This is a genomic window from Leifsonia sp. EB41 (assembly GCF_041262565.1).
Classification (GTDB): domain Bacteria; phylum Actinomycetota; class Actinomycetes; order Actinomycetales; family Microbacteriaceae; genus Leifsonia.
The window spans coordinates 3,470,586-3,495,287 of the sequence record NZ_JBGCCJ010000001.1 but is presented as its reverse complement, the minus strand read 5'-3'; the positions used below and the strand labels follow the sequence as shown (position 1 = coordinate 3,495,287).

The window sequence follows — 24,702 nt, the reverse complement described above, 5'->3', positions numbered from 1 at the left end:
GCGACGGCCCGATGGAGTCAGCAGCAGTCGGGCGGGCAGGAGCCGTCCGGCAGCGGCTGGCATTCGGTCGTGTCGCAGCAACCCATGTTCATTCTCCCTTCTTCATCGACGGTTGTCGATGAACCAAGGATGAACAACTACATTGACGTTTGTCAATATATCGAGGAGGATCGAGCTATGGCGATCACCGAGCTCCTCCCCCTGCGCGACCTCCAGGCGTGCTGCGCGCCGATCACCAAAGAGGTGATCAGCGAGGAGAACGCTGTATCCGTCGCCCGGGCGATGAAGGCGCTGGCCGATCCGGCGCGGCTCCGGCTGCTCTCGATGGTCGCGGCTCACGAGGACGGCGAGGCGTGCGTGTGCGACCTCACCGAACCGCTGGACCTCTCCCAGCCGACCGTGTCGCACCACCTGAAGATCCTGGTGGAGGCCGGATTCCTCAGCCGCAGCAAGCGCGGCACCTGGGCGTACTACCGGATCGTGCCCGGCTCGCTCGACATCGTGTCGTCGTTCCTGACGTCGGTCTGACCCAGCATCAGGCGTCGCCGCGCAGCCGCGCGTGGAAACCACGGATGGCGTCCGCGGCGGCTTCGGGTTCCTCGAATCCGGCGAAGTGACCTCCCGCCGGCGCCTCCGTGAACTCCACCAGCCGCGGGGCCGCGCGCTCGGCCAGTGAGCGCGGGAAGCCCGCGAACCCGGGCTCCCGCCCGAGGTAGACCCCCACGGGCGCCGCGATCGGCGGCCGGGGCGGGTTCTGCTCGTAGTCGTAGTACTGCTGGAAGGACGTCCCGATGCTCTCGGTCGTCCAGTACAAGGTCGCGATCGTGTAGAGGATGCCGGAGTCGACCACGCGCTGCCAGGCGCCGCCCTCCCGGTCGTCGATCCAGTCGTGCCACTTGTCGGCGATCCAGGCCAGCAACCCGGCCGGGGAGTCGTTCAGCGCCGCCGCGATGGTGTCGGGGCGCGTGAGCATGATCTCGCTGTAGCCGCCGTCCAGCCGGTCGTACTCGTCCAGCGCAGCGAGGTAGCGGGCCTCGTCGTCGTCCGCCGCATCGCCCTCCGGGAACAGGCCGCTCAGCACCTGGATGCCGACCACGCTGTCCGGGTGGTCGACGCCGAGCCAGGTGGAGGCTCCGCCGCCGATGTCGCCGCCGAACGTCGCGTAGCGCTCGAACCCGAGCACCTCTGTCATCAGCCCGTGCAGCGCATCAGCGATGGCGCGCCGGGTCAGCGGCGGCTCCAGCGCCTCGGAGAACACGAACCCGGGAAGCGACGGGACGATGACGTCGAACGAGTCCGAGAGCAGACGCGCGAGCGGGAGGTATTCGACGAACGCGCTCGGCCAGCCGTGCACGAGCAGGAGCGGGGTGTGCGGGCCGGCGCCCGTGCCGCGCACCCGCGCGAAGTGCAGGCGATGACCCGCCACCGTGGCGACGTGCTGCTCCACCGTGTTCAGCCGCTCCTCCTCGGCGCGCCAGTCGAACGCCAGCCAGCCGTCGACCAGCGCGCGCAACCCTTCCCCGCCGAGCCCGCCCTCCCAGCCCGACCGCGGCGAGCGCAGGTAGCGGGTGCGGGCGAGGCGGTCCCTCAGGTCGGCGAGCACGTCGTCGGGCACCTGGATACGGAAGTCGTCGATGGCCATGCGGCCACCGTAGCGGGAGCGCCCGACAGCCGTGACCGCCGGGCCGCTACTCCCGCGCCAGCATCGCCGCCGCCTGCCGTTCCAGGTCGAGGTACGGCTCCCCGCTGACATCCACGACCACGCGGTGCAGCGTGCCGCCCGTGAACCGGAACGGCCGCTCCCCCGGATAGTCGTCGGTCACCGGCTCGCCGCTGTCGTACCCGACGCACAGGCCCTCCCCGGCGAGCGAGAAGTAGCCGGGCTGCGTCTTGATGCGCCCCTCGCCGACCTTGTGCTCGCCGTGGTACAGGCTCAGGATGCCCGTCGCCAGGCCCGGCGCCTCCTCGCCGTCCTTCTCGAACGCGGCCGAGAGGATGAGGCTCTCGCCGGTCGGGAGGTCCTCTGTCGCATCGACGCGCTGCTCCAGGCTGCCCACGAAGTTGTAGACGTAGTGCAGCCTCCCGTCCTTCACGTAGAGGGCGTGGCCGCCGAACCGGGCGCCGTGCGCGAAGATCACACCCTGGGCTCCCGGCGACGGCAGGTCAACGAGCGCGCCGATCGCGTACGAGCGATTGCGGATGTTGACCGCCTGCGACTCCGGGACCTCCGCGCCGCCCACCCGGTAGACGTAGCGGTTCCGCGGGCTCGTCAGCGTCGGCCGCGGCGTGAGCAGGATCTCGATGGCGGAGCGGTCGTCCAGCGGGAACGCCTGGTTGGCGCCCGCCTCGGCGAACCACAGGTTGACCAGCTCACGCACCCGGTCCGGATGCTCGGCCGCCAGATCGTGGACCTCCGAGCGGTCGACGTCGGTGTGGTACAGCTCCCAGGTGTCGTCGTTGAAACGGCTCCAGCCGCTGAGCACGGGGTGGTTCGACACCGCCTTCCAGCCGTTGTGCCAGATGGACCGCGAGCCCAGCATCGCGTAGAACTGCGTCGGACGCGTGGTCGGGGAGTCGGCGTCCGCGACCGCCGAGCGCATGCTCACCCCGTCCATCCGGGACTGCACGTGCCCGCCGATCTGGTCGGGGACCTCCACCTCCAGCAGGTCGAGGATGGTCGGCACGATGTCGACCGCGTGGTGGTACTGGTGCCGCAGCTCGCCGCCGTGCCCGAGCTTCTTCGGCCAGGACACGATGCACGGATCCGCCGTCCCGCCGTTGTAGTCGTAGCGCTTCCACATCTTGAACGGGGTGTTGAAGGCCATCGCCCAGCCGTTCGGGTAGTGGTTGTAGGTCTTCGGGCCGCCGAGCTGGTCCAGCATGGCGAGGTTCTCCTCCAGGCTGTCCGGGATGCCGTTGAAGAACTTGTTCTCGTTCACCGACCCCTCCGGGCCGCCCTCGCCGCTCGCGCCGTTGTCGGAGACCAGCACGATCAGCGTGTCGTCGCGGACGCCCGACTCCTCCAGGTAGTCCAGCAACCGGCCGATCTGGTCGTCGGCGTGGGCGAGGAAGCCGGCGTAGACCTCCGCCATCCGCGAATAGAGGTGCTTCTCGTCGTCGCCGAGCGAGTCCCACGGCTTGGTCACGTCGAGCGGCGGGAACGGCTGGCCCTCCGGGCCGCTGCGGGTCTCCGGCGTGCCGATCGGGTTGATGGGAGGCAGCTCCGTGCCCTCCGGGACCAGCCCGAGCGCGATCTGCCGCTGCAGGATCTCCTCGCGGATCGCCTCGTACCCGCCGTCGAAGCGCCCGGCGAACTTCTCGATCCACTCCTTCGGCGCATGGTGCGGCGCGTGCGCGGCGCCCGGCGCGTAGTACAGGAAGAACGGCTTGTCGGGCGCGAGCGCCTTCGCGTCGCCGATGAACTCGATGGCCTTGTCCGTCAGGTCGACGGTGAGGTGGTAGCCGTCCTCCGGCGACGCCGGCTGGTCGACAGGATGGTTGTCGTAGACGAGGTCTGGATACCACTGGTTCGTCTCGGCGCCGAGGAAGCCGTAGAAGCGCTCGAACCCGCGGCCGGTCGGCCAGTTGCGGCGGGTGGAGGCCAGGTTCATCTCGTCGGACGGGCAGAGGTGCCACTTGCCCACGATGTAGGTGTTCCAGCCCTGCTCCCCCAGGATCTGCGAGAGCATCCCGTTCTCCTGCGGGATGGTGCCGCTCGCGTTCGGGAACCCGGTCGCGGCCTCCGTGATGCACGCCATCGAGTTGCGGGTGTGGTTGCGCCCGGTGAGCAGGGCGGAGCGCGTCGGCGAGCACAGCGCTGTCGTGTGCCACTGCGTGAACCGCACGCCCGAGTCGGCCAGCCGGTCGATGTTCGGGGTGTCGATCGGGCCGCCGTAGCAGCTCATCGCCGAGAAGCCGACGTCGTCCAGCACGATGAGGACGACGTTCGGCGCGCCCTCCGGGGCTTTGGGCGGCTCGAACGGCGCCCAGTCGGGCTCCGCGTCCCGGATGTCCAGGTCGATCCGGCCTCGGAACGGTGCGGGCATGGTGTCCCCCTTCGATCTGTGCGGGTCCGCCAGGCGACGCCAGACCCCGGACGGCCGCACCCTAACGCCGCCCTTCCAGCGGCGGCAACCCCGATTGCACCGGCCGATCCGCGCGCAGTAGCATCCGGCCAGAGCACACAGTGGGAGCAGGGCAGACACCGGGAGCCGACATGACCGGAACGACCGCAGCAGCTTCGCAAGCCACCATCCGCCGCATCATCGCGCCGCTGGCGCTGGCGCAGTTCATCTGCAGCTTCGCCGGCTCGAACATGAACGTGATGATCAACGACATGTCGCGCGATCTCGGCACGACGGTCCAGGGCATCCAGATCAGCATCACGCTGTTCCTGCTCACGATGGCGGCCCTGATGATCCCGATGGGCAAGCTGACCGACAACATCGGCCGCAAGCGGAGCTTCATCATCGGCCTGATCGTCTACGGCGTCGGCGCCGTGATCACAGCCCTCGCGCCCGGGCTGTGGGCGGTCATCCTGGGCAACTCGATCCTGGAGGGCGTCGGCACCGCCATGCTCATCCCGCCGGTCTACATCCTCACCACGATCTGCCTGCCGGACATCCCAACCCGGGCGGTCGCGTTCGGGATCATCAGCGGGATGGGCGGCGTCGGCGCCGCGGCGGGTCCGCTGATCGGCGGCCTGATCACGACCGGGATCAGCTGGCGGGCGGCGTTCCTGTTCCAGGCCCTCGTGATCGTGGTCATCCTGCTGCTCAGCCGGTCGCTGACCGACCCGCTGCCGGCCGACCCGACGCGGCCGTTCGACCTCGTGGGCGCGATCCTGTCGGCGCTGGGCCTCTTCGTGCTGGTGATGGGGATCCTCGCCGCCGACACGAGCGTGCCGCTGATGATCGTCCTGGTGCTCGCGGGGGTCGCGATCCTGGTGGGGTTCTTCCTCTGGGTGCGCCGGCGCGAGCGGACCGGGAAGGCACCCCTGCTGTCCACGAGCCTGTTCCGGGTGCGGGTGTCGAACCTCGCGCTGATCACCCAGAACCTGCAGTGGGTCATCCTGATGGGGACCTCGTTCACCGTCTCGGCGTACCTCCAGGTGATCCGCGGCTACAACGCCATCCAGACCGGCGTGATCTTCACCGCTGCGACGGTCGGGCTGCTGCTGACCTCCCTGCTCGCCGGGAGGCTGGCGCGCCGGTTCTCGCAGCGCGGGCTGATCGTCACCGGCTTCGTGCTCTGCGTTCCGGGCGTCGTGCTGCTGATCTGGCTCGCGGCGGGCGCCACGGGAGGCTGGCCGTTCGTGCCAGGACTCTTCCTGATCGGCGCCGGGCTCGGCCTCATGCTGACGCCGTCGGTGAACGTGGTGCAGTCGGCGTTCCCGGAGCGGGTCCAGGGCGAGATCTCCGGGCTCTCGCGCAGCGTCTCCAACCTCGGCTCGACCTTCGGCACCGCCATCGCCGGCACCATCCTGGTGGCGAACCTCCAGCGCGGAGGCGAGGCGTACGGCATCGCGATGGCCGTGGTCGCGGTGCTCGGGGCGACGGGGCTGATCGCGGCGCTGCTGCTTCCGCGCGCGGTGGCCGAGCCGGCGCCCGCCTGACAGGCATTGTCGCGGCGCCGGGCGCCGTTGTACCGTGTGGCCGACCGGGGAGGCTGCCATGAGCGACGAAAGACCGACCGCGTGGATCGGGTGGGGCTGGTTCGCCGCCATCATGATCCTGATCAGCGGCGCCATCGAGATCCTGTTCGGGATCCTCGCGATCCTCCTGCCGGCGAGCCAGTACTTCACGACGAGCGAGGGAACCACTGTCTACTACGTGTCGCTGTGGGGGTGGTGGCACCTCCTGATCGGCGTGGTGCTCGTCGCCGCCGGCATCGCGCTCGCGAACGGCCGCACCTGGGCACGGGTCTTCGCTGTGATCGTGGTCGCCGTCAACGCCGTGAGTCAGTTGCTGTCGCTGCCTGCCCAGCCGTGGTGGTCGATCATCGTGTTCGCCCTCGACCTCATCGTCATCTACGCGCTCACCGTGCACGGGCGCGAGCTGCGGGCGTACGACCGCGCGCAATACCGGTGACAGGCAGCTAGCGGGGCGGCCTCCGCGGGGCGTACGTTGACCGCATGACCGTCCTGACCACGCACCGTCTCGGTGAGCCCTGCTGGGTGGACTTCGCCGCCACCGACCTCCCCCGCGCCCAGGAGTTCTACACGTCGCTGTTCGGCTGGACCGCCGAGACCGGCGGCGGCGAGTACGGCGGCTACGTGACCTTCCGGCGCGACGGGCACCTCGTCGCCGGGATGGGCGAGGCGATGGAGGGCCAGCAGCCGAACGCCTGGCTCACGTACCTGCTCGTCGAGGACGCCTCGGCCGGGGAGCGGGCGTCGGAGAACGCGGGCGCGCAGGTGCTCTCCCCCACGATGGCGGTCGGCGACCAGGGCAGGCTCGCCGTCGTGGCCGACCCGGGCGGCGCGGTCGTCGGGCTCTGGGAGCCGGAGCAGCACCGCGGCTTCGAGCTCGTCGCCGAGGTCGGCGGGCTCTCCTGGCACGAGCTGTACGCCCGCAGCTACGCCGAGCAGGTCGAGTTCTACAAGCGGGTGTTCGGCTGGAGGACGACCGTACTCGGCGACACCGCGGACTTCCGCTACGAGACGTTCGGCGACCCCGACTCACCGAGCGGCGGCGTCTTCGACGCGGACGGGATGCTCCCGCCGGACGTCCCGTCGCACTGGGTGGTGTACTTCGGCGTCCAAGACGCCGCGGCGGCCGTCGCGCGCGTGGTGGAACTCGGCGGCACCGCTATCCGCGACCCCTGGGACAGCGAGTTCGGACGCTTCGCGCAGGTCACCGACCCCCTCGGCGGCCTCTTCTTCCTCCACGAGGTGCCGGGGTCGATCGCCTGAGGCGCCGACATTCGGCACGAATCGCGCGTTTCAGCGCGTCAGAGTCGACATTCGTGACGAATCGGGTGCTAGGTCTCAGTGCACCGACGCCTGGAACGACCGGATGCGCAGCAGCACCTCGGTGCGCAGCGTCTCGGGCGCCGTCTCCTTGCAGGCGCGCTGCACCACTTCGGTGAGCACGACGTTCAGGTGCGCCTCGCTCGAGCAGCCGTCGCAGTTCGCGAGGTGCTCGCGCACGTCTGCAGCATCCTCGTTGCAGAGCTCGTTGCGCAGGTACTCCTCGAGTTCGGCTTTCGCCTTCTCACAGCCGCAGTCGGTCATTTCGTTCTCCTGGTGGTCTGCACGGCCGGGCCCTGGACCGCTGAGAGCCCGCGTTCGTGCGCGTAGTCGGTCAGAAGCTCCCGGAGCATCCGGCGGCCGCGGTGGAGGCGGCTCATGACGGTGCCGATCGGGGTCTTCATGATGTCGGCGATCTCCTGGTAGGAGAATCCCTCGACATCGGCGAGATAGACGGCCAGCCGGAAGTCCTCCGGGATGGCCTGCAGCGCGTCCTTGACGGCACTGTCGGGCAGGTGGTCGATCGCCTCCGCCTCGGCCGAGCGGCTGGAGGACGCGGTGGTCGACTCCGCGCCTCCGAGCTGCCAGTCCTCGAGTTCGTCGATCGTCCCCTGGTACGGCTCGCGCTGCTTCTTGCGATAGGTGTTGATGAACGTGTTGGTGAGGATGCGGTACAGCCACGCCTTCAGGTTCGTGCCCTGCTGGAACTGCGCGAAGGCGGCATACGCCTTGACGTACGTCTCCTGGACGAGGTCTTGCGCGTCCGCCGGGTTGCGCGTCATGCGCAGGGCGGCCGCGTAGAGCTGGTCCATGAAGGGAAGCGCCTGCTCTTCGAACAGCGCGCCCTTGTCCTCGGTTTCGGTGCTCATCAGGGGCCAGTCTAGTTGCGGCGACCGCTGAGCGACCCGACGGGAGGGTCGGACCCTCGACGGCGCCAGCGCACGGGTGCGAGGGGCGTCGAGAACAGCGCTGGCTGCGGGCACGGGCCGGTCCTTCCTTCGGGCTCGATCACGGATACCCTTGACAACAATGCTCATCTCGAAATATTCCGCCCCCGAGTTCGACCCGTACGGCGACAACCGCGCCGAGGAGCCGAACCCGCTGTGGCCCGCGCCCGTCGCCGGCGGCCCGGTCACGGCCTCCGTCTCGCTGCCCGGCTCCAAGTCCCTGACGGCTCGCGAGCTGGTGCTCTCCGCCCTTGCCGACGGCCCGTCGCTGCTGCGCGCGCCGCTGCACTCCCGCGACTCCGCCAACATGGTGGAGGCGCTGCGCGCGCTCGGCGTCTCGATCGTCGAGAAGCCGGGCGAGAGCGAGTTCGGCGCCGACTTCCTGATCACGCCGGCGGAGGAGCTGCTCGGCAGCACCACGATCGAGTGCGGCCAGGCGGGCACGGTCATGCGCTTCGTGCCGCCGCTCGCCGGCCTCGCGCTCGGGCCGACCATGTTCGACGCAGACGACTCGGCGCGCGGCCGGCCGATGGGCGCGATCATCGCGGCGTTGCGGGCGCTCGGCGTCGACGTGAACGACGACGGCCGCGGCGCCCTCCCCTTCACCGTCCACGGCACCGGGACCGTCACGGGCGGCGCCATCGGGATCGACGCGTCCAGCTCCAGCCAGTTCGTCAGCGCGCTGCTGCTGTCGGCGAGCCGGTTCGAGGAGGGCCTCGACCTGACGCACTCCGGCGAGCGCCTCCCGAGCCTCCCGCACATCGAGATGACCATCGCCGCCCTCGCCGCGCGTGACGTGACGGTCGAGTCGCCGGAGGTCGGGCGCTGGATCGTCCGGCCCGGCGCCATCGGCGCGCGTGACGTGGACATCGAGCCCGACCTGTCCAACGCGGCCCCGTTCCTGGCCGCCGCGGTCGTCACCGGGGGCTCCGTGACGATCACCGGCTGGCCGGAGTCGACCACCCAGGTGGGCGCCGACCTCGCCGACCTGCTTCCGCTGTTCGGGGCGACGGTGGCGAAGGACGGCGACCGCCTCACCGTGGCCGGCCCGGAGCGCATCCAGCCGATCTCGATCGACCTCTCCACCGGCGGCGAGCTGGTCCCGGCGATCGCGGCCATCGCGGCGTTCGCCGACGGCCCGAGCGAGATCACCGGCATCGGCCACATCCGCCACCACGAGACCGACCGACTCGCCGCCCTCGCGGCCGAGCTCAACGGCCTCGGCGGCGCCGTGACCGAGCTGGAGGACGGCCTCCGCATCGAGCCGCGCCCGCTGACCGGCGGCGTCTGGCGCAGCTACGAGGACCACAGGATGGCGACCGCGGGCGCGATCGTCGGCCTGGTCGTCCCCGGCGTGGAGATCGAGAACATCGCGACGACCGCCAAGACCCTGCCGCAGTTCCCGCAGCTCTGGACCCGGATGCTGGCCGAAGGTGCGGCGGCGTAGATGTCCTGGTGGTCGGATGACGGCGACGAGGACGACGAGTACGACCTCTACGACGAGTCGGCCATCCGCTCCCGGCCGAACCCCAAGGGGAACCGTCCGCGCACCAAGACCCGGCCGGAGCACGCCGACGCGGAGATCGCGCGCGTCCTCGGCGTCGACCGCGGCCGGTACACGGTGCTCCTGGATGAGGACACTCCCGAGGAGCGACAGGTCGTCGCAGCGCGGGCGAGCGAGCTGAGGCGCAAGCCGATCGTGACCGGCGACCGGGTGGCCGTGGTCGGCGACACCACCGGCGAGGAGGGCACGCTCTCGCGGATCGTGCGCATCGAGCCCCGGTCGACCCTGCTGCGGCGCAGCGCCGACGACACCGACGAGGTGGAGCGCGTGGTCGTCGCCAACGCCGACCAGATGCTCATCGTGGTCGCCGCGGCCAACCCGGAACCGCGCACCCGGCTGGTGGACCGCTACCTGGTCGCCGCCTACGACGCGGGCATCGAGCCGATGCTGTGCGTCACCAAGATCGACCTCGCCGACCCCGCGCCGTTCCTGGAGAACTTCGCCGGGCTCGACCTCCCGGTGTTCACCAGCAGGGAGGACCACATCCCGGTGGACGAGATCACGGCGGCGCTCGTCGGCCACGACACCGTGGTGGTCGGCCACTCCGGCGTCGGCAAGTCGACCCTGGTGAACGCGATCGTGCCCGGCGCCAAGCGCGCGACCGGCCACGTCAACGTGGTGACGGGACGCGGCCGGCACACGTCGTCCTCCACGGTGTCGCTGCGGGTGGAGAGCGCCGAAGGCCGCGGCTGGGTGATCGACACCCCCGGGGTGCGCTCGTTCGGGCTCGGCCACGTGGACACCGCGAGCATCCTGAAGTCGTTCACCGACCTGGCCGCGATCGCCGAGGACTGCCCGCGCGGCTGCACGCACCTCCCCGATGCGCCGGACTGCGCGATCATCGAGGCCGTCGAGGAGGGCCGCCTCGGCGAGACCGGCCGAGCCCGCCTCGACTCGCTGCAGCGCCTCCTCGCCACCTTCGCCCCCGCCCAGCAGTCGCCGAGGGGCACGTAAACGCCCCTCAGGCGCGGTCTTAGGGGCGTTTGCGTGCCCCTCGTCGGATCGCGGCAGAATGGGGAGTATGACTGACGTTCGACTCGAAGCGGGACAGCCCGCGCCCACCTTCACCCTTCAGGACCAGGACGGCAACGCCGTCTCGCTCGCCGACTACTCGGGCGACAACGTGATCGTCTACTTCTACCCGGCCGCGATGACGCCCGGCTGCACCACCGAGGCCTGCGACTTCCGCGACAACCTCAACTCGCTCGCCTCCAGCGGCTACAAGGTCATCGGCATCTCGAAGGACGTCCCGGCCAAGAACAAGGAGTTCCAGGAGCAGGAGCGCCTCAACTTCCCGCTGCTGTCGGACGAGGACCTCGCGGTGCACAACGCGTACGGCGCGTACGGCGAGAAGAAGCTCTACGGCAAGACGGTCACCGGCGTCATCCGCTCCACCTTCGTGCTCAACCCGGACGGCACCGTGCGGCTGCCGCTCTACAACGTGAAGGCGACCGGCCACGTCGCCTCGCTGCGGAAGAAGCTCGGCCTGGACTGAGCCCAGCCGAATCGCCTGACAATAGGTGTTTGCAATCTGCGATCTGGCATTCTAATGTCGAGGGACGGCCGTTCCGGCCGACCACGTACGAAGGAGTGCACCGCATGAGCGCGACCGCCGAGCGGACCATCGCCCGCCCCACGACCCCGGCCACGAACCCGGCCCGCGCCGGGGTCGCCGATCCCGGCCCGCTCGGGCTCGCCGCGTTCGCGCTGACGACGATGCTGCTGAGCCTCGCCAACGCAGGCCTGGTCGGCGAGGCGGGGGCCACGGCCGTCGCGATGGCGCTGTTCTACGGCGGCCTGACCCAGTTCGCGGCCGGGCTGTGGGAGTTCGCGCGAGGCAACACCTTCGGAGCCACCGCCTTCACCTCGTACGGCGCCTTCTGGCTGGCGTTCTGGTGGCTGCGCACCGCCCCCGGGCTGGCGGAGGACGCCGGCTCGGTCGGCGTCGGCTTCTTCCTGCTCGCGTGGACGATCTTCACGGCGCTGATGACAGTCGCTGCGGCGAAGACCAACGGAGCGACGCTGACGGTGTTCGTGCTGCTGACCCTGACCTTCGTCGCCCTGTCGATCGGGGACCTGGCGGGAGCGCCGGGAGCGACGCAGACCGGCGGCTGGCTGGGACTGGCGACCGCCGCCGTCGCCCTCTACACCTCGTGGGCGGGCGTCACGAACGCGACCTGGAAGCGCGACGTGCTGCCGGTCTGGCCGCGCGCCTGAGCGCCGGGAGGCCCGGCCGACCCGCGCTCAGGCGGGCAGCCGCGGCACCGACGCGATGAGGCGCTGCGTGTAGGCATCCTGCGGCGCGCCGAGCACGTCCCGCGTCGCCCCCTGCTCCACCACGCGGCCGGAGCGCAGCACGACGGTCTGCTCGCACAGGGTCGCGACCACGCTGAGGTCGTGCGACACCATCACCACGGTCATCCCCTCCTGCGCCGCGAGCTCCCCCAGTAGCTCGATGATCTGGATGCGCGTGGTCACGTCGAGTGCGCTGACCGGCTCGTCCGCGAGGAGGACGCGGGGGCGCGAGACGATCGCGCGCGCGATCGCGATGCGCTGGCGCTGACCGCCGGAGAACTCGTGCGGGTAGCGGGCCGCCGCGTCCTCCGGCAGGGCGACCGCCCGCAGGGCGTCCGCGACGCGCGAGCGCGCGTCGGCGCCGGACGCGATCCGGAGCGAGGCCAGGGGCTCTGCGACGATCCTGCCGACGCTCTGGCGCGGGTCGAGGGACGAGTACGGGTCCTGGAACACCGTCTGCACACTGCGACGGAACTCCCGCATCAGCGTCCGGTCGCCGCGATCGAGCGGCCTCCCGTCGAACAGCACGCTCCCGGAGGTCGGGCTCGCGAGCCCGAGAAGCAGCGAGAGCAAGGTGGTCTTGCCCGCGCCGGACTCCCCCACCAGCCCGACGCTGCGGCCGGGCTCGACGGCGAACGACACGTCTTCCAGAGCCGGGGTGCTCGACCGGCGGTAGCGGAAGCCCGCGTCGCGGAGCTCGAGGACGGCGGTCATCGCACCTCCAGGGCGGCGTCCAGCTCGCGCGCGCTGCGGACGAGCTCGGCCGTGTACGGGTCGGCGGGGTTGCTGAGGATGCGCTCGATCGTGCTCTCCTCGACGACGCGGCCCGCGCGCAGCACGAGCGCCCGCTCCGTCATGCGCGAGACGACCGCGAGATCGTGGCTGACGAACAGCAGCGCCATCCCCCGCTCGGCCACGAGGGAGTCGATGAGGGCGAGGATGTCCGCCTGCACGGTCACGTCGAGCGCGGTCGTCGGCTCGTCGGCGATGAGCAGCTGAGGCCGGCAGGCGAGCGCCGCGGCGATGGCGACGCGCTGACGCTGGCCTCCGGAGATCTCGTGCGGGTACGCGCGCGCGATCCGCTCCGGGTCGGGGAGGCGGACCTCCGCCAGCGCCGCGTGGACGGCGTCGCGCAGTGCGGCGCCACGGAGTCCGAGGTGCCGGCGCAGCGGCTCCGCCACCTGGGCGCCGAGGCGCATCAGCGGGTCGAGCGCGGTCAGCGGCTCCTGGAAGACCGTCGATGCGGTGCGGCCGCGCAGCGGGACCAGCGCCCGCTCCTTCGCGCCGATCACCTGGACGCCCGCGAGCTCGACGCTTCCGGTCGCCGTCAGGCCGTCCGGCAGGAGACCGGTGATCGCGAAGGAGGTCAGCGACTTGCCCGACCCGGACTCCCCGATCAGGCTCAGCCGCTCCCCGGCGTCGAGCCGGAAGGAGACGTCCGACAGCAGCGGCGAACCGTCACGGGCCGTCACGCCGAGGTTCTGCACGTCGAGGATCATCGCGACCTCCTCCGCGTCGGGTCGGCGACGTCCCGCAGGCCGTCGGCGATCAGGTTGACGCCGACCACCAGGACGACAAGCGCGACGCCGGGCGCGATGGCGCCGACGGGAGCGACCGCGACCGTCCCCTGCGCCTCCTGCAGCAGCCGGCCCCACGACGCGTTGGGCGGCGGTGCGCCGAGGCCCAGGTACGAGAGGCTGGCCTCCGCGAGCACGGCGACGCCGAACTGGAGGGCCAGGTTGACGCCGAGCGTCGGCCAGATGTTGGGCAGGACGTGGCGGGCGACGACACCGCCCCACGACGTGCCGGAGGTGCGAGCCGCGGTGACGTACTGCTGGGCGAGCACCCGCTTGGACAGCACCCGCGTGAGCCGGGCGACCACCGCCGACATCGCCAGCCCGATGGCCAGGATCGCGGTGCCGAGGGAGGCGCCCTGCGCGGCCACGATGAGCATGGCGAGCAGCAGGACGGGGAAGGCGATGATGATGTCGAGCACCGCCGAGATCGTGTCGTCCAGCCAGCGCGTCGCGAATGCCGCGAGCATCCCGATCGTGATGCCGATGACGGCGCCGATCACGACCGCGCCGACCCCGACGGCGAGCGCGATGCGCGCGCCGATCATGAGCTGCGTCGTCAGGTCGCGTCCGAAGCGGTCGGTACCGAGCCAGTGCGTGCCGTCCGGCGGCGCCAGCCGGCCTCCCGACGTGTCGCCCTGGGCGAACGGCAGCCACACGAACGAGAGCGCGGCGACGAGCACCACGATGCCCACCAGGGTGAGGCCGATCCCGAGCGTCACCGACCGCCGCGCGCGACGGCGCGCCCGCTCCTGCGGATCCGGCGCCGTCTGCGCCGCCTGCTGCACCACCGCGCTCATCGGTTGCCCGAGATGCTCTGCCGCAGACGCGGGTCGATCAGCCGCTGCACGATGTCGGCGAGGAAGCCGACGATCAGCACCAGCAGCGTCGAGACAAACAGGATGCCCTGGATGTCGGGATAGTCGTGCTGCTGGATCGCCGTGAGCAGCATGCTGCCCAGGCCCGGCAGCGTGTAGACGCTCTCGACCACGACAGCGCCGAGGAAGGTCGTCGCCAGCTCGATGCCGAGGATGGAGATGACCGGGACCGCGCCGTTGCGCAGGCCGTGCCGCCACATCGCCCTCCCGAAACCGGAGCCGAGCGCGCGGGCGTTGCGCAGGTAGTCGCTGCCGATGACGTCGAGCGTCGCACTGCGCACGTACCGCGAGATGGAGGCGCTCATCACGATGGCGATGGTGATGACCGGCAGCGCGAGCGACTGCAACGCCGCCGCGGGGTCGGCCCAGTCGTCGCGCGGGAACCCGCCGGACGGGAACCAGCGCAGGTTCACCGCGAAGGCGTCCACGAGCAGGATGCCCACCCAGAACACCGGGACGGCGATGCCGAGCTGCGAGAAGGCGGACAGCACCAGCCCGTACCAGCGGTCGGCCTTCCAGGCCGCGACGAAGCCGATCGGCAGCGCCAGCACGAGAGCGAGCACGAACGACAGGAGGGTGAGCGGGATGGTCACCGCCAGCCGCGAGGCGATCTCCGGCCCCACCGGCAGCGATGTGATGAACGACTGCCCCAGGTTCAGCGTGAGCAGCGAGCCGAACCAGTTCGCGAACTGCTGGAGCAGCGGGAGGTTGCTGCCCACCTGCTCCTGCGCCGCCTTGATCTGGTCGGGCGTCGCGCTGGCCGACAGCAGGGCGTTGGCCGGATCGCCCGGCAGCACGCGCAGCAGGAAGAACAGCACGACCATCGCCAGCAGCAGGGACACCACGAGGAACGCGGTGCGGCGGAGGAGATACGAGGTCATGATCAATTCAGCGTAGATGCTCGGGAGACCCGGTGCGGGCCTCCCGAGCATCAGTGGATAACTCGACGAGGAGGAGCCTCTGTGGAGGACTCCGCCTGCCTACTTCTTGACGATGTCGTACGCGTAGAACTGCGAGTTCAGCCCGTTCACCGGGTAGCCGCTCACCGAGCTCGACGCCACCACGATCTGCGGGTAGAGGTACAGCCACGCGCTGGCGGCGTCCTTGGCGATCTGCTCGTTGACCAGCTTCAGCTTCGCGGTCTGCTCCGCCGTGGTGCTGGACTGCTCGGCCTCGTTCACCCAGGTGGTGACCTGCGGGTTGTCGTAGCCCCAGTAGAAGTCGGGGTTGCCGTACCAGACCACGTCGCGGTCGTTGACGTGCTCCTGCAGGGTCGCGGTGAAGTCGTGGTTCTTGAACACCTTGGTGTACCACTGGTCGGCCGAGATCGAGTTGATGTTCACCGTGATGCCGACCTTCGCGAGCTCGCTCTTGAGGAACTCCGCGACCGCGGGGTGCGGGTCGTACGTGGGGGTGTCGAGGGTGAACGCGAAGCCGTTCGGGAGGCCGGCCGCGGCCAGCTCCTTCTTCGCCAGTGCGGTGTCGTACGGGTTGACCTTGGTGAGGTCCTCGTACCAGGGGTCGCTCGGCGGGACCATCGAACCGATGAGCGTGCCGTACTTGCCCCAGATCGAGGTGAGCAGCTTCTTGGTGTCGATCGCCGAGTAGACCGCCTTGCGGACCTCCGCGTTGTTGAAGGGCGCCACCTTGTCGTTGAAGGCGAGGAGCTCCTTCGTCGTCGACTTGCCGTTGCTGATCGTGTAGTTCTTGTTGCCCTCGAACTGGGTCAGCGAGTCAGGGCTCTGGATGCTGGTGACGACGTCGACCTGGTTGGTCAGCAGGGCGTTGGAGAGGGCGCTGGCGTCGGTGAAGTAGTCGTAGACGACCTCCTTGTTCTTCGCCTTGCCGCCCCAGTAGCCGTTCCAGCGCTCGAGGCTCAGCGAGCTGCCGCGCTTCCAGGTGCCGAGGGTGTACGGGCCGGTGCCGTCCTCCGCCGTCTTGTAGTTCGTCGTGCCAGGGCCGTAGATCCAGACGTAGCTGAGGTTGTACGGCAGCGAGATGGAGCGCGACTTCAGCGAGATGACCACGGTCTTGTCGTCCGGGGTCTGGATGCCGGAGATGACGGCGAGCTGCGACTTGCGGGCCGACTGGGAGTCGGTGGCGAGCACGCGCTCGATGCTCGTCTTGACGGACTCGCTGGTGAGCGGCTTGCCGGAGTGGAACTTCACCCCCTCGCGGAGGGTGAACGTGTAGGTGAGGCCGTCGGAGCTCGTCGTGTACTTCGTGGCGAGCAGCGGCTGGACCTTGCCGTCGTCGGTGAGCTTGAACAGGCCCTCGTAGACGTTGCCGTTCAGCGCCTCGGTCACGCCCTGGCCGCCGCCGGCGGTGTTGTCCAGGTTGACGGGCTCGTAGAGCGAGCCGACGGCGATGGACGCGTCAGTGCCGCCGGAGGACGACGAGGACGCGCCGGAGCAGCCGGCGAGTGCCAGGGACGCGGCGATGCCGATCGCGATCGTGGCGAGCAGGGGGGTCTTTCTCAACGGAGTTCTCCTGTGCTGTGTGGAGTGGGGGTGTGCGAGGGGGTGAAGCAGAGGGGAGCCGAGGCTCAGCGCGCGGCGCCGTCGCGGAGCACGACGCGCTTCTCGCCCGCGGTGACCGGGACGGGGAAGCGGTTGTTCCGCGGCGGCAGCGGACAGTTGTACTGGTCCGAGAAGCCGCACGGCGGCACGAAGGCACGGTTGAAGTCGAGGACGGCGCGGTCGCCGTCGCGCGTGACGAAGAGGAAGCGTCCGGAGGCGTAGCTGCCGTCGGGCCCGTCGTCGCCGTTCGTCGGGTCGCCAAAGACCAGCAGCAGCGTCCCGTCGTCGTCGAATGCGCTCAGCGTGTAGTCGACGCCGTCGCGCTCGAAGGTGATGTCGCCAGGCACGACCAGGTCGCGGGTGCCTCCGTTGTCGCGGATGTGCTCGAACGGGATGGTCCGCTCGCCGCTCACCGGCGTGAAGGTGGCCTCCACGATCCAGGACGGGTCGAACGGGAACGCGTCGATCGTCTCGAACGCGCGGATCGCGGGCGAGGCGGCGTCCCAGAGCCGGATTCCGCGCTCCGGTGCGCCGGTGTCGAGGTTGCGGCGGCTGAGCTCGGTGGCGGTCACCGTCGCGGGGTGCCCGGCGAGCGCCTGCTCCGCAGTGGTCTCCTCGCCGTCCGCGAGCCAGCGGGTCTCGATGAGCGCGAGGTTGCCGGTCGGGGCTGCGACGGACGAGAGGCGCCAGGCGCGCCAGTCGGCGTAGCCGGCCTCTGCAGTCTGGATGGTGGACGGGGACGGGAGGGCCGGAGCGGAGAGTTCAGTCACGATGTCAGCCATAACAGTGCGAGTCTGCGCCTTGTTCCCGCCGTCACGCTATTCGTGTGTCCCCGTATTGCGATCGGGCTCCTCGTCGGCCTCGACGGGGCGCGCGGTGGCCCGGACGACGGAGGGCGCGAGCGCCAGGACGCCGGCGATGACGGCGGGGACGAGCAGCGCCCAGCCGAGGTCGGGCCGCGCGACGAGGCCCTCGAAGCTTCCGACGGCCACCGCGATCATCAGGATCTGGATGGTCACCGTGGAGGCGCGCGCCCAAGCGTGCAGCCGGAGGATGCCGACGAGCGTGAGGATCAGCCAGGCGGCGCCGAGCACGACGAGGATGGTGATCGCGACCGCGGTGGTGTACGACTGGGGGGTCGTCGTGAGAAGCTCGAACAGCAGCCAGACCGCGAGGCCCGTGACCAGCAGCGCTTCGAGCGTCAGGATCACTGCCAGCGCGATCAGCAGCGGAGGCCGGGAGCGCGCCGGATCGGACGCGGGAAGGCCGGGCGCGGAGGGGTCGGTCACTATAGCATCCTGACGTTTCGTGCTCGTGTTCACAGCGTTATCCCATGCAGAACTATTGATCCGAATCAACTGCTATGGGAGCATATTCAAGGCCGAGTTAGTGCTCACAGGGTGGTGGGCAGGTCTCATTCCCCATGGATCTGAAGAACCCTGTAACGCGGCTGCTTACCTGCATTCTAGGCCCCCTCGGGCCAGGAAACATCCAGCGAACAAGGAGCATATCTTCATGGATTGGCGCGACAAAGCCGCCTGCCTGACCGCAGACCCCGAGCTGTTCTTCCCCGTCGGCAACACGGGACCCGCGGTCGACCAGATCGACAAGGCGAAGGCGGTCTGCGCGCGCTGCACCGTGACCGAGATCTGCCTGCAGTACGCCCTCGAGACCGGTCAGGACTCCGGAGTCTGGGGCGGACTCTCCGAAGACGAGCGCCGCGCCCTCAAGCGCCGCGCCGCCCGCGCCCGCCGCGCGTCCTGACACAGGGCCCACGAACACAGCGATCCATCCCGAATCACAGCACCATCGCCGCCGAGGCGGCGCTTCCGAACACCTAGCAGACGTCACCGTCCGGAAGCGCCCCTCGGCGTTTTCGCGCTCACCCACCCGCCGAGGGGCACGTTGTTGTCACTTTTCGGTGCGAACAGTGACAACAACGTGCCCCTCGATGCAGGGCTGGGTGGTCAGACGGTGGTGAGGTAGCGGAGCGGGACCTCGATGGTCACTTCGGTGCCCTGGCCCATCATCGTGTGCCAGTCGATGGCGCCGCCGAGCTCGCCCTGGATGAGCGTGCGCACGATCTGCGTGCCCAAGCCCGAGCCGACCTTGCCCTCCGGGAGTCCGGAGCCGTTGTCGACGACCTTCACACTCAGCGACTCCTCCGTGCGGTCGGCCACGATCTCCACCTGGCCCTCACGGCCCGCGAGACCGTGCTCGACGGCATTGGTGACCAGCTCTGTCAGCGCCAGTGCCAGCGGGGTCGCGTACTCGCTCGGCAGCGAGCCGAAGGTGCCCGACTTCTTCGGGTGCACCGTCGTGGTGTGGCTGGCGGCGACCTCCGCCACCAGCAGCAGCACCCGGTCGAACACGTCGTCGAAGTCCACGATCTGGGCGAGGCCCGTCGACAGCGTGTCGTGCACGACCGCGATCGCGGCGACGCGGCGCATAGCCTGGCTGAGCGCCTCCCTGGCCTCCTCGGAGTGGGTGCGCCGCGCCTGGATGCGCAGCAGCGAGGCCACCGTCTGGAGGTTGTTCTTCACCCGGTGGTGGATCTCGCGGATCGTCGCGTCCTTGGTGATGAGCTCGCGCTCCTGATGCCGCTGCTCCGACACGTCGCGGCACAGCACGATCGCGCCGACGCGCTCCCCGCGGTTGCGGATCGGGATGGTGCGCAGCGACACGGTCACGCCGCGCGCCTCGATGTCGGTGCGCCAGGGCGCACGGCCGGTGACGACCAGCGGGAGCGACTCGTCGGACGTGAGGCTGCCGGCGAGCAGCTTCGTCGTGACCGTCGCCAGCGACTCGCCTTCCAGCTCACCCGTGAAGCCCATCCGGTTGAAAGCGCTCAGCGCGTTCGGGCTGGCGAAGGTCGTGATGCCGGTCTCGTCGAGCCGGATCAGTCCGTCAGCCGCGCGCGGAGCGCCGCGGCGTGGAGCGGCGGGCGCGCCCAGGTCGGGGAAGTCGCCCGTCGCGATCATGGCGAACAGGTCGTTCGCGCAGTCGTTGAAAGTCAGCTCCTGGCGGCTGGGGGTGCGCGCCTCGCTGAGGTTGGTGTGCCGGGTGATGACGGCGACGGGCTCGTCCGACGTCTGCGGCGAGTGGACGCTGAGCCGGCGGATCACGGGGACCGCGCGCACGCGCGTCGGGGTCTCCTCGTACCAGTCCGGGGCGGAGGTGTCGATGATCTGCTTGGTCAGGTACGCGTCGGTGACCTGCTGGCGCCACTCGGGCTTGATCCGCTGGCCGACGAAGTCGCGGTAGAACAGCGTCGCGGCGCTCGACGGCCGCGCGTGCGCCACGGCGACGAAGTCGCCGTCCGACGTCGGCACCCAGAGCACGATGTCGGCGAAGGCCAGGTCGGCCAGGAGCTGCCAGTCGCCGACGAGGCTGTGGAGCCACTCCACGTCCGCCTCGGAGGAACGACCTTGGGCATTGACGAGATCACTGAGGGTCGACACTCCCCCACTATAGACAGCCCGCGCGGCACCGGTTGTCCACACCCGCGTTCAGGCCCTGGACCACCCGCGAGGCGCGCTGATTGAGTGTTCACCACGCACCGACGAACACCGTCGACGAGAAAGAATCGAGCACCATCAGCATGAACGCACTCCTCTCCCCCGTCCTCGAACGGCCCGCTGTCGAGCGGCCGAACGCGGCCCGGCCGCCGCTCCGGCTCGTACCGCCGCAGCGGGTCGTGGCGCCGCCGGTCCCGGGTCCACCACCGGACCTGGCGCCCTTCGAGCCACGCACGCTCGACGCAGAGCTCCAGGCCTCCGGAGACGGCCTGCGGACGGACTCGGGCATCGGCGAGGATGCCCGCCTGCTCTGCGCGAAGCTCGCGCTCTGCGTCATCGAGATCCTGGCGGGCGCGCGCCCGCTCGATCAGCTCGGCCGCTGGGTCAGCGACTCCGTCTTCATCCAGCTTCTGCGCCGCACCGTCATCGCCGCCCGCTCCCGGGCGGTCACGGGCGACGAGGTCAAGCGGCCCCGCGTGCGCGTCGGCGAGCCGGTGCTCAACCGGCTCGGGGACTCGGTCGTGGAGGCGGTCGTGATGATCCACCAGCCGTCCCGATCGAGGGCGGTGGCGCTCCGGCTGGAACGCCACCGGATGCGCTGGCGCGCCACCGCGATCACGGTGCTGTAGCGGGCCGGCGCCGCGGACGACGAACGGCGGAGCGGTCATCGACCGCTCCGCCGTCCGGGAACCTGCTCAGCGCGTGAGGGTCAGCGCTTCTTGGCCTGGGCGCGGCGCTCCGCGCGGTTGACGGGAGCCTCGTCCCCGTCCTCCACGCGCTGGCCGAACGCGCCGCGCTGCGACGCGCCCTGGGCCGGCGGCGCCGCCTGGGCGGGGGCCGCCTGGCGCTGCTGGCGCTGAGCGCGGTCCGTCGCCGCCTTCTCGAGCTGTCCGCGCTGGTTGCGCACCTCGACGTCGCCCTGCTCGCCAGGGGCCGAGTAGCTGAGGGGGGCTTCCGACTCTGCGCGGTTCAGGCCCTTCGCGGCCACAGCCGGGGCGATCTCGTCGGGAGCCTGGTTGACCTCCACCTCGAGGTTGAACAGGAAGCCGACGGTCTCCTCGCGGATCGCGCCCATCATCTGCTGGAACATGGCGTAGCCCTCGCGCTGGTACTCGACCAGCGGGTCGCGCTGCGCCATCGCCCGCAGGCCGATGCCGTCCTTGAGGTAGTCCATCTCGTAGAGGTGGTCGCGCCAGCGGCGGTCGATGACCGAGAGCACCACGCGGCGCTCCAGCTCGCGCATCGCCGGGGAGCCGATCGACTCCTCGCGCTTCTGGTACGCGATCTTGGAGTCGGACATGATCTCGCGGCGCATGAAGTCGCGGTTGATGCGGCCCTTGTTGCCCGCCTCGGCGATGACCTCGTCGATCGAGACGCCGACCGGGTAGAGCGTCTTGAGCTCGGCCCACAGCGCGTCGAAGTCCCAGTCGTCCCCGCTGCCCTCGCCGGTGTGCTGGTCGAGGATGTCGTCCACCACGTCGGTGAGGAACTTCTGCACACGCTCGTGCAGGTCGTCGCCCTCCAGGATGTGGCGGCGGTCACCGTAGATCGCCTCGCGCTGACGGTTGAGGACGTCGTCGTACTTGAGGACGTTCTTGCGGATCTCGGCGTTGCGCGCCTCCACCTGCGACTGCGCGCTGCGGATGGCGCGGCTGACGACCTTCGACTCGATGGCCATGTCGTCCGGGACGCTGGTGCGGCCCATCAGGCTCTCGGCGGCGCCCGCGTTGAACAGGCGCATCAGGTCGTCGGTCAGCGACAGGTAGAACCGGCTCTCGCCCGGGTCGCCCTGACGGCCGGAGCGGCCGCGGAGCTGGTTGTCGATGCGGCGCGACTCGTGGCGCTCGGTGCCGAGCACGTACAGGCCGCCCGCGTCGATGACCTTCTCGGCCTCCTCGGAGACCTTCGCCTTCACGTCGTCGAAGACGCCCTCCCAGGCCTCCTCGTACTCGTCCGGCGTCTCCACCGGCGAGAGCCCGCGGGCGTTCATCTCGGCCACGGCGATGAACTCGGCGTTGCCGCCGAGCATGATGTCGGTACCACGGCCGGCCATGTTCGTGGCGACCGTGACCGAGCCGAGGCGTCCGGCCTGGGCGACGATCGCGGCCTCGCGCGCGTGGTTCTTGGCGTTCAGGACCTCGTGGCGCACGCCCTTCTTGGCGAGCAGGCGCGACAGGTACTCGCTCTTCTCGACGCTCGTCGTTCCGACGAGGACCGGCTGGCCCTTCTCGTACCGCTTGGCGATGTCCTCGACGACCTGGTCGAACTTCGCCTTCTCATTCTTGTAGACGAGGTCCGGCTGGTCCTTGCGCTGCATCGGCTTGTTCGTCGGGATCGGGACGACGCCGAGCTTGTAGGTGCTCATGAACTCGGCGGCCTCGGTCTCGGCGGTACCGGTCATGCCGGACAGCTTCTTGTAGAGGCGGAAGTAGTTCTGCAGCGTGACGGTGGCGAGGGTCTGGTTCTCGGCCTTGACCTCCACGCCCTCCTTGGCCTCGATGGCCTGGTGGATGCCCTCGTTGTAGCGGCGGCCGACCAGGATGCGGCCGGTGTGCTCGTCGACGATGAGCACCTCGCCGTTCATCACGACGTAGTCCTTGTCGCGCTTGAACAGGGCGTTGGCCTTGATCGCGTTGTTGAGGAAGGAGATGAGCGGGGTGTTCGCCGACTCGTACAGGTTGTCGATGCCGAGGTAGTCCTCGACCTTCTCGATGCCCGGCTCCAGCACGCCGACGGTGCGCTTCTTCTCGTCCACCTCGTAGTCGACGTCGGCGGTCAGGCGCGTGGCGAGGCTGGCGAACTCGTTGAACCAGCGGTTGGCCTCGCCGGAGGACGGCCCGGAGATGATGAGCGGGGTGCGCGCCTCGTCGATGAGGATCGAGTCGACCTCGTCCACGATCGCGAAGAAGTGGCCGCGCTGGACCATGTCGCTCGCCTGCCACGCCATGTTGTCGCGCAGGTAGTCGAAGCCGAACTCGTTGTTCGTGCCGTAGGTGATGTCGGCGGCGTACTGCTCGCGGCGCTCCTCGGGCGTCTGGCCAGAAAGGATCACCCCGGTCGTCATTCCGAGGGCGCGGAAGACGCGGCCCATCAGCTCGGACTGGTAGCTCGCCAGGTAGTCGTTCACGGTGATGACGTGCACGCCGCGGCTCGTGATCGCGTTGAGGTACGCCGCGGTGGTCGCCACCAGCGTCTTGCCCTCACCGGTCTTCATCTCGGCGATGTTGCCGAGGTGGAGGGCCGCGCCGCCCATGATCTGCACGTCGAAGTGGCGCATGCCGAGCGTCCGCTTGGACGCCTCGCGCACGGCGGCGAACGCCTCGGGGAGGAGGTCGTCCAGCGACTCGCCGTTGCTGTAGCGCTCGCGCAGCTCGACGGTCTCGTGCATGAGTTCGTCGTCGGTCAGCTCGCTGAAGTCGTCCTCGAGAGCGTTGACCGCCTTCGCGTACGCCTCCAGGCGCCGGAGGGTGCGTCCCTCGCCGACGCGGAGAACCTTTTCAAGAACTGAGGCCACTGATGCACTCCATTTTGATCGATCGGGCCGGTGATGCCCGCGCCACGGCGGACGCACGCCGCACGGCATACTCCGCCGACGATAGAGAACATCGTACTTGGTCCTCCCCGGAGCACGTCCCAAGGTCCCTGGGAGGGCACTGCGAGACCGGTGAATGCCGATGGCGTGCGCCGCCTGGGCGCACGCCATCGACGCGGACGTCAGCCGAGCTTGCGGCTCGCGGTCGCGACCTCCTGCAGCTCCTCGGCATCGTCGTCGAGGGCGATCACGCCGTAGTCCCAGCCCTTGCGGCGGTAGACGACGCTCGGGCGCTTGGTCTCCTGATCCACGAACAGGTAGAAGTCGTGGCCCACGAGCTCCATGTAATAGAGGGCGTCGTCGACGGTCATCGGGATGCTCGCGAAGACCTTCTGGCGGATCACGACCGGGCTGTACTCCTCTTCGGTCTCCCCCACCTCCGCCGTCTCGTCGGAGACCACGGGGACATTGCCGGTGCGCACCTGGTCGAGCACCGACACCGGGGCCGCCGCGAGCCCGACCGCGCTGAAGCCGTCGGTGCTCGCCTCGCGCAGCGAGGTCGGCCGGTGCTGCCCGCGATGCACCTTGCGCCTGTCCTTGGCCCTCCTGACACGTTCGAGAAGCTTCCCGAGCGCGATGTCGAACGCGGCGTACTTGTCCGTTCCGGTCGCTTCGGACCGGACGACGGCTCGTGGTCCGACCAGGGTCAGCTCGACCCGGTCGTCGCCGTTCTGGGAACCCAGCTTCTCGTTGTGCCTGCTGACCTTGATCTCGAAGGAGATCGCCCGCTCGGCGAGATGCGCGACTTTATCGGCCTTCTCCGTCGCGTACTCACGGAAGCGATCAGTGATTCCCAGGTTGCGTCCGACGATGTTGATGTCCATGAAGACCTCCCTGATCCGGCG

Annotated in this window: 24 protein-coding genes; 10 read left to right on the top strand and 14 right to left on the bottom strand. The window is 69.8% G+C overall.

Going from position 1 to position 24,702, the window contains the following annotated elements:
* Window positions 1–177 precede the first annotated feature (177 nt).
* Complete coding sequence (locus tag ABH923_RS17215) at window positions 178–528, top strand: metalloregulator ArsR/SmtB family transcription factor (protein ID WP_370056612.1); 351 nt, start codon at window positions 178–180, stop codon at window positions 526–528.
* Between the two features lie 7 nt (window positions 529–535).
* On the opposite strand, the gene ABH923_RS17210 is transcribed toward ABH923_RS17215, so the two are convergent.
* Window positions 536–1,642 carry an epoxide hydrolase family protein gene (locus ABH923_RS17210; protein WP_370056611.1) on the bottom strand — a complete coding sequence of 369 codons (1,107 nt, stop codon included), beginning with the start codon at window positions 1,640–1,642 and terminating at the stop codon, window positions 536–538.
* A 46-nt stretch (window positions 1,643–1,688) separates the two neighbouring features.
* Window positions 1,689–4,046, bottom strand: a complete 2,358-nt coding sequence (locus ABH923_RS17205) for an arylsulfatase (RefSeq protein ID WP_370056610.1) — start codon at window positions 4,044–4,046, stop codon at window positions 1,689–1,691.
* Window positions 4,047–4,216: 170 nt separating this feature from the next.
* On the opposite strand from ABH923_RS17205, the gene ABH923_RS17200 reads away from it, so the two are divergent.
* From ABH923_RS17200 to ABH923_RS17190, 3 genes are read left to right on the top strand one after another with little or no spacing between them, the layout of a single operon-like run.
* A complete protein-coding gene (locus ABH923_RS17200; protein ID WP_370056609.1) occupies window positions 4,217–5,614 on the top strand; it encodes an MFS transporter in 1,398 nt (465 codons plus the stop codon).
* Between the two features lie 58 nt (window positions 5,615–5,672).
* Complete coding sequence (locus ABH923_RS17195; RefSeq protein ID WP_370056608.1) at window positions 5,673–6,089, top strand: hypothetical protein; 417 nt, start codon at window positions 5,673–5,675, stop codon at window positions 6,087–6,089.
* A gap of 44 nt (window positions 6,090–6,133) precedes the next feature.
* Window positions 6,134–6,913 carry a VOC family protein gene (locus ABH923_RS17190; protein ID WP_370056607.1) on the top strand — a complete coding sequence of 260 codons (780 nt, stop codon included), beginning with the start codon at window positions 6,134–6,136 and terminating at the stop codon, window positions 6,911–6,913.
* Between the two features lie 75 nt (window positions 6,914–6,988).
* On the opposite strand, the gene ABH923_RS17185 is transcribed toward ABH923_RS17190, so the two are convergent.
* A complete protein-coding gene (locus ABH923_RS17185) occupies window positions 6,989–7,234 on the bottom strand; it encodes a zf-HC2 domain-containing protein (RefSeq protein WP_179607524.1) in 246 nt (81 codons plus the stop codon).
* Window positions 7,231–7,839 carry a sigma-70 family RNA polymerase sigma factor gene (locus ABH923_RS17180; protein ID WP_370056606.1) on the bottom strand — a complete coding sequence of 203 codons (609 nt, stop codon included), beginning with the start codon at window positions 7,837–7,839 and terminating at the stop codon, window positions 7,231–7,233. Before ABH923_RS17180 ends, ABH923_RS17185 begins: the two co-directional genes overlap by 4 nt.
* Window positions 7,840–7,999: 160 nt before the next feature.
* Between ABH923_RS17180 and aroA the strand changes: the two genes are divergently transcribed.
* The 4 genes from aroA to ABH923_RS17160 all read left to right on the top strand — a co-directional run bounded on the left by aroA (window position 8,000) and on the right by ABH923_RS17160 (window position 11,698).
* Window positions 8,000–9,364 (top strand): 3-phosphoshikimate 1-carboxyvinyltransferase, encoded by a 1,365-nt coding sequence (gene aroA, locus ABH923_RS17175; protein ID WP_370056605.1) that lies wholly within the window; start codon window positions 8,000–8,002, stop codon window positions 9,362–9,364.
* Window positions 9,365–10,435, top strand: coding sequence for a ribosome small subunit-dependent GTPase A (rsgA, locus tag ABH923_RS17170; RefSeq protein WP_370056604.1), 1,071 nt, complete (start codon window positions 9,365–9,367; stop codon window positions 10,433–10,435).
* A 67-nt stretch (window positions 10,436–10,502) separates the two neighbouring features.
* Window positions 10,503–10,976 carry a thioredoxin-dependent thiol peroxidase gene (gene bcp / locus ABH923_RS17165; RefSeq protein WP_370056603.1) on the top strand — a complete coding sequence of 158 codons (474 nt, stop codon included), beginning with the start codon at window positions 10,503–10,505 and terminating at the stop codon, window positions 10,974–10,976.
* 104 nt (window positions 10,977–11,080) lie between these two features.
* Window positions 11,081–11,698 (top strand): acetate uptake transporter, encoded by a 618-nt coding sequence (locus ABH923_RS17160; RefSeq protein WP_370056602.1) that lies wholly within the window; start codon window positions 11,081–11,083, stop codon window positions 11,696–11,698.
* Window positions 11,699–11,725: 27 nt separating this feature from the next.
* On the opposite strand, the gene ABH923_RS17155 is transcribed toward ABH923_RS17160, so the two are convergent.
* The 7 genes from ABH923_RS17155 to ABH923_RS17125 form a co-directional block, all read right to left on the bottom strand.
* Window positions 11,726–12,490 carry an ABC transporter ATP-binding protein gene (locus ABH923_RS17155; protein WP_370056601.1) on the bottom strand — a complete coding sequence of 255 codons (765 nt, stop codon included), beginning with the start codon at window positions 12,488–12,490 and terminating at the stop codon, window positions 11,726–11,728.
* Entirely contained in the window at window positions 12,487–13,275 is a 789-nt protein-coding gene (locus tag ABH923_RS17150; RefSeq protein WP_370056600.1) for an ATP-binding cassette domain-containing protein, read from the bottom strand. The genes ABH923_RS17155 and ABH923_RS17150 overlap by 4 nt, the downstream gene beginning before the upstream one ends.
* Complete coding sequence (locus tag ABH923_RS17145; protein WP_370056599.1) at window positions 13,272–14,150, bottom strand: ABC transporter permease; 879 nt, start codon at window positions 14,148–14,150, stop codon at window positions 13,272–13,274. Before ABH923_RS17145 ends, ABH923_RS17150 begins: the two co-directional genes overlap by 4 nt.
* Window positions 14,147–15,109 (bottom strand): ABC transporter permease, encoded by a 963-nt coding sequence (locus ABH923_RS17140; protein ID WP_370056598.1) that lies wholly within the window; start codon window positions 15,107–15,109, stop codon window positions 14,147–14,149. The genes ABH923_RS17145 and ABH923_RS17140 overlap by 4 nt, the downstream gene beginning before the upstream one ends.
* Before the next feature lie 99 nt (window positions 15,110–15,208).
* The gene (locus ABH923_RS17135; protein WP_370056597.1) at window positions 15,209–16,708 is read right to left on the bottom strand and encodes an ABC transporter substrate-binding protein; all 1,500 of its coding nucleotides are present in this window, start codon (window positions 16,706–16,708) and stop codon (window positions 15,209–15,211) included.
* A 65-nt stretch (window positions 16,709–16,773) separates the two neighbouring features.
* Window positions 16,774–17,529 (bottom strand): DUF1684 domain-containing protein, encoded by a 756-nt coding sequence (locus ABH923_RS17130; RefSeq protein ID WP_370056596.1) that lies wholly within the window; start codon window positions 17,527–17,529, stop codon window positions 16,774–16,776.
* Between the two features lie 36 nt (window positions 17,530–17,565).
* Window positions 17,566–18,036: a hypothetical protein gene (locus tag ABH923_RS17125; RefSeq protein WP_370056595.1), complete on the bottom strand. Its 471-nt coding sequence runs from the start codon at window positions 18,034–18,036 to the stop codon at window positions 17,566–17,568.
* 226 nt (window positions 18,037–18,262) lie between these two features.
* Here ABH923_RS17125 and ABH923_RS17120 point away from each other — a divergent pair, with 226 nt between their 5' ends.
* Window positions 18,263–18,511 carry a WhiB family transcriptional regulator gene (locus ABH923_RS17120; RefSeq protein ID WP_018190103.1) on the top strand — a complete coding sequence of 83 codons (249 nt, stop codon included), beginning with the start codon at window positions 18,263–18,265 and terminating at the stop codon, window positions 18,509–18,511.
* Window positions 18,512–18,714: 203 nt separating this feature from the next.
* Here ABH923_RS17120 and ABH923_RS17115 read toward each other — a convergent pair whose 3' ends face one another.
* Window positions 18,715–20,208 carry a sensor histidine kinase gene (locus tag ABH923_RS17115; protein ID WP_370056594.1) on the bottom strand — a complete coding sequence of 498 codons (1,494 nt, stop codon included), beginning with the start codon at window positions 20,206–20,208 and terminating at the stop codon, window positions 18,715–18,717.
* A 140-nt stretch (window positions 20,209–20,348) separates the two neighbouring features.
* Between ABH923_RS17115 and ABH923_RS17110 the strand changes: the two genes are divergently transcribed.
* Entirely contained in the window at window positions 20,349–20,894 is a 546-nt protein-coding gene (locus ABH923_RS17110) for an Rv3235 family protein (RefSeq protein WP_370056593.1), read from the top strand.
* Window positions 20,895–20,974: 80 nt separating this feature from the next.
* Here the strand turns inward: ABH923_RS17110 and secA are convergent, their stop codons facing one another.
* Both secA and hpf read right to left on the bottom strand, forming a co-directional pair.
* Window positions 20,975–23,779: a preprotein translocase subunit SecA gene (gene secA, locus ABH923_RS17105; protein WP_370056592.1), complete on the bottom strand. Its 2,805-nt coding sequence runs from the start codon at window positions 23,777–23,779 to the stop codon at window positions 20,975–20,977.
* 200 nt (window positions 23,780–23,979) lie between these two features.
* Window positions 23,980–24,681, bottom strand: coding sequence for a ribosome hibernation-promoting factor, HPF/YfiA family (gene hpf / locus ABH923_RS17100; RefSeq protein WP_370056591.1), 702 nt, complete (start codon window positions 24,679–24,681; stop codon window positions 23,980–23,982).
* Window positions 24,682–24,702: the final 21 nt, after the last annotated feature.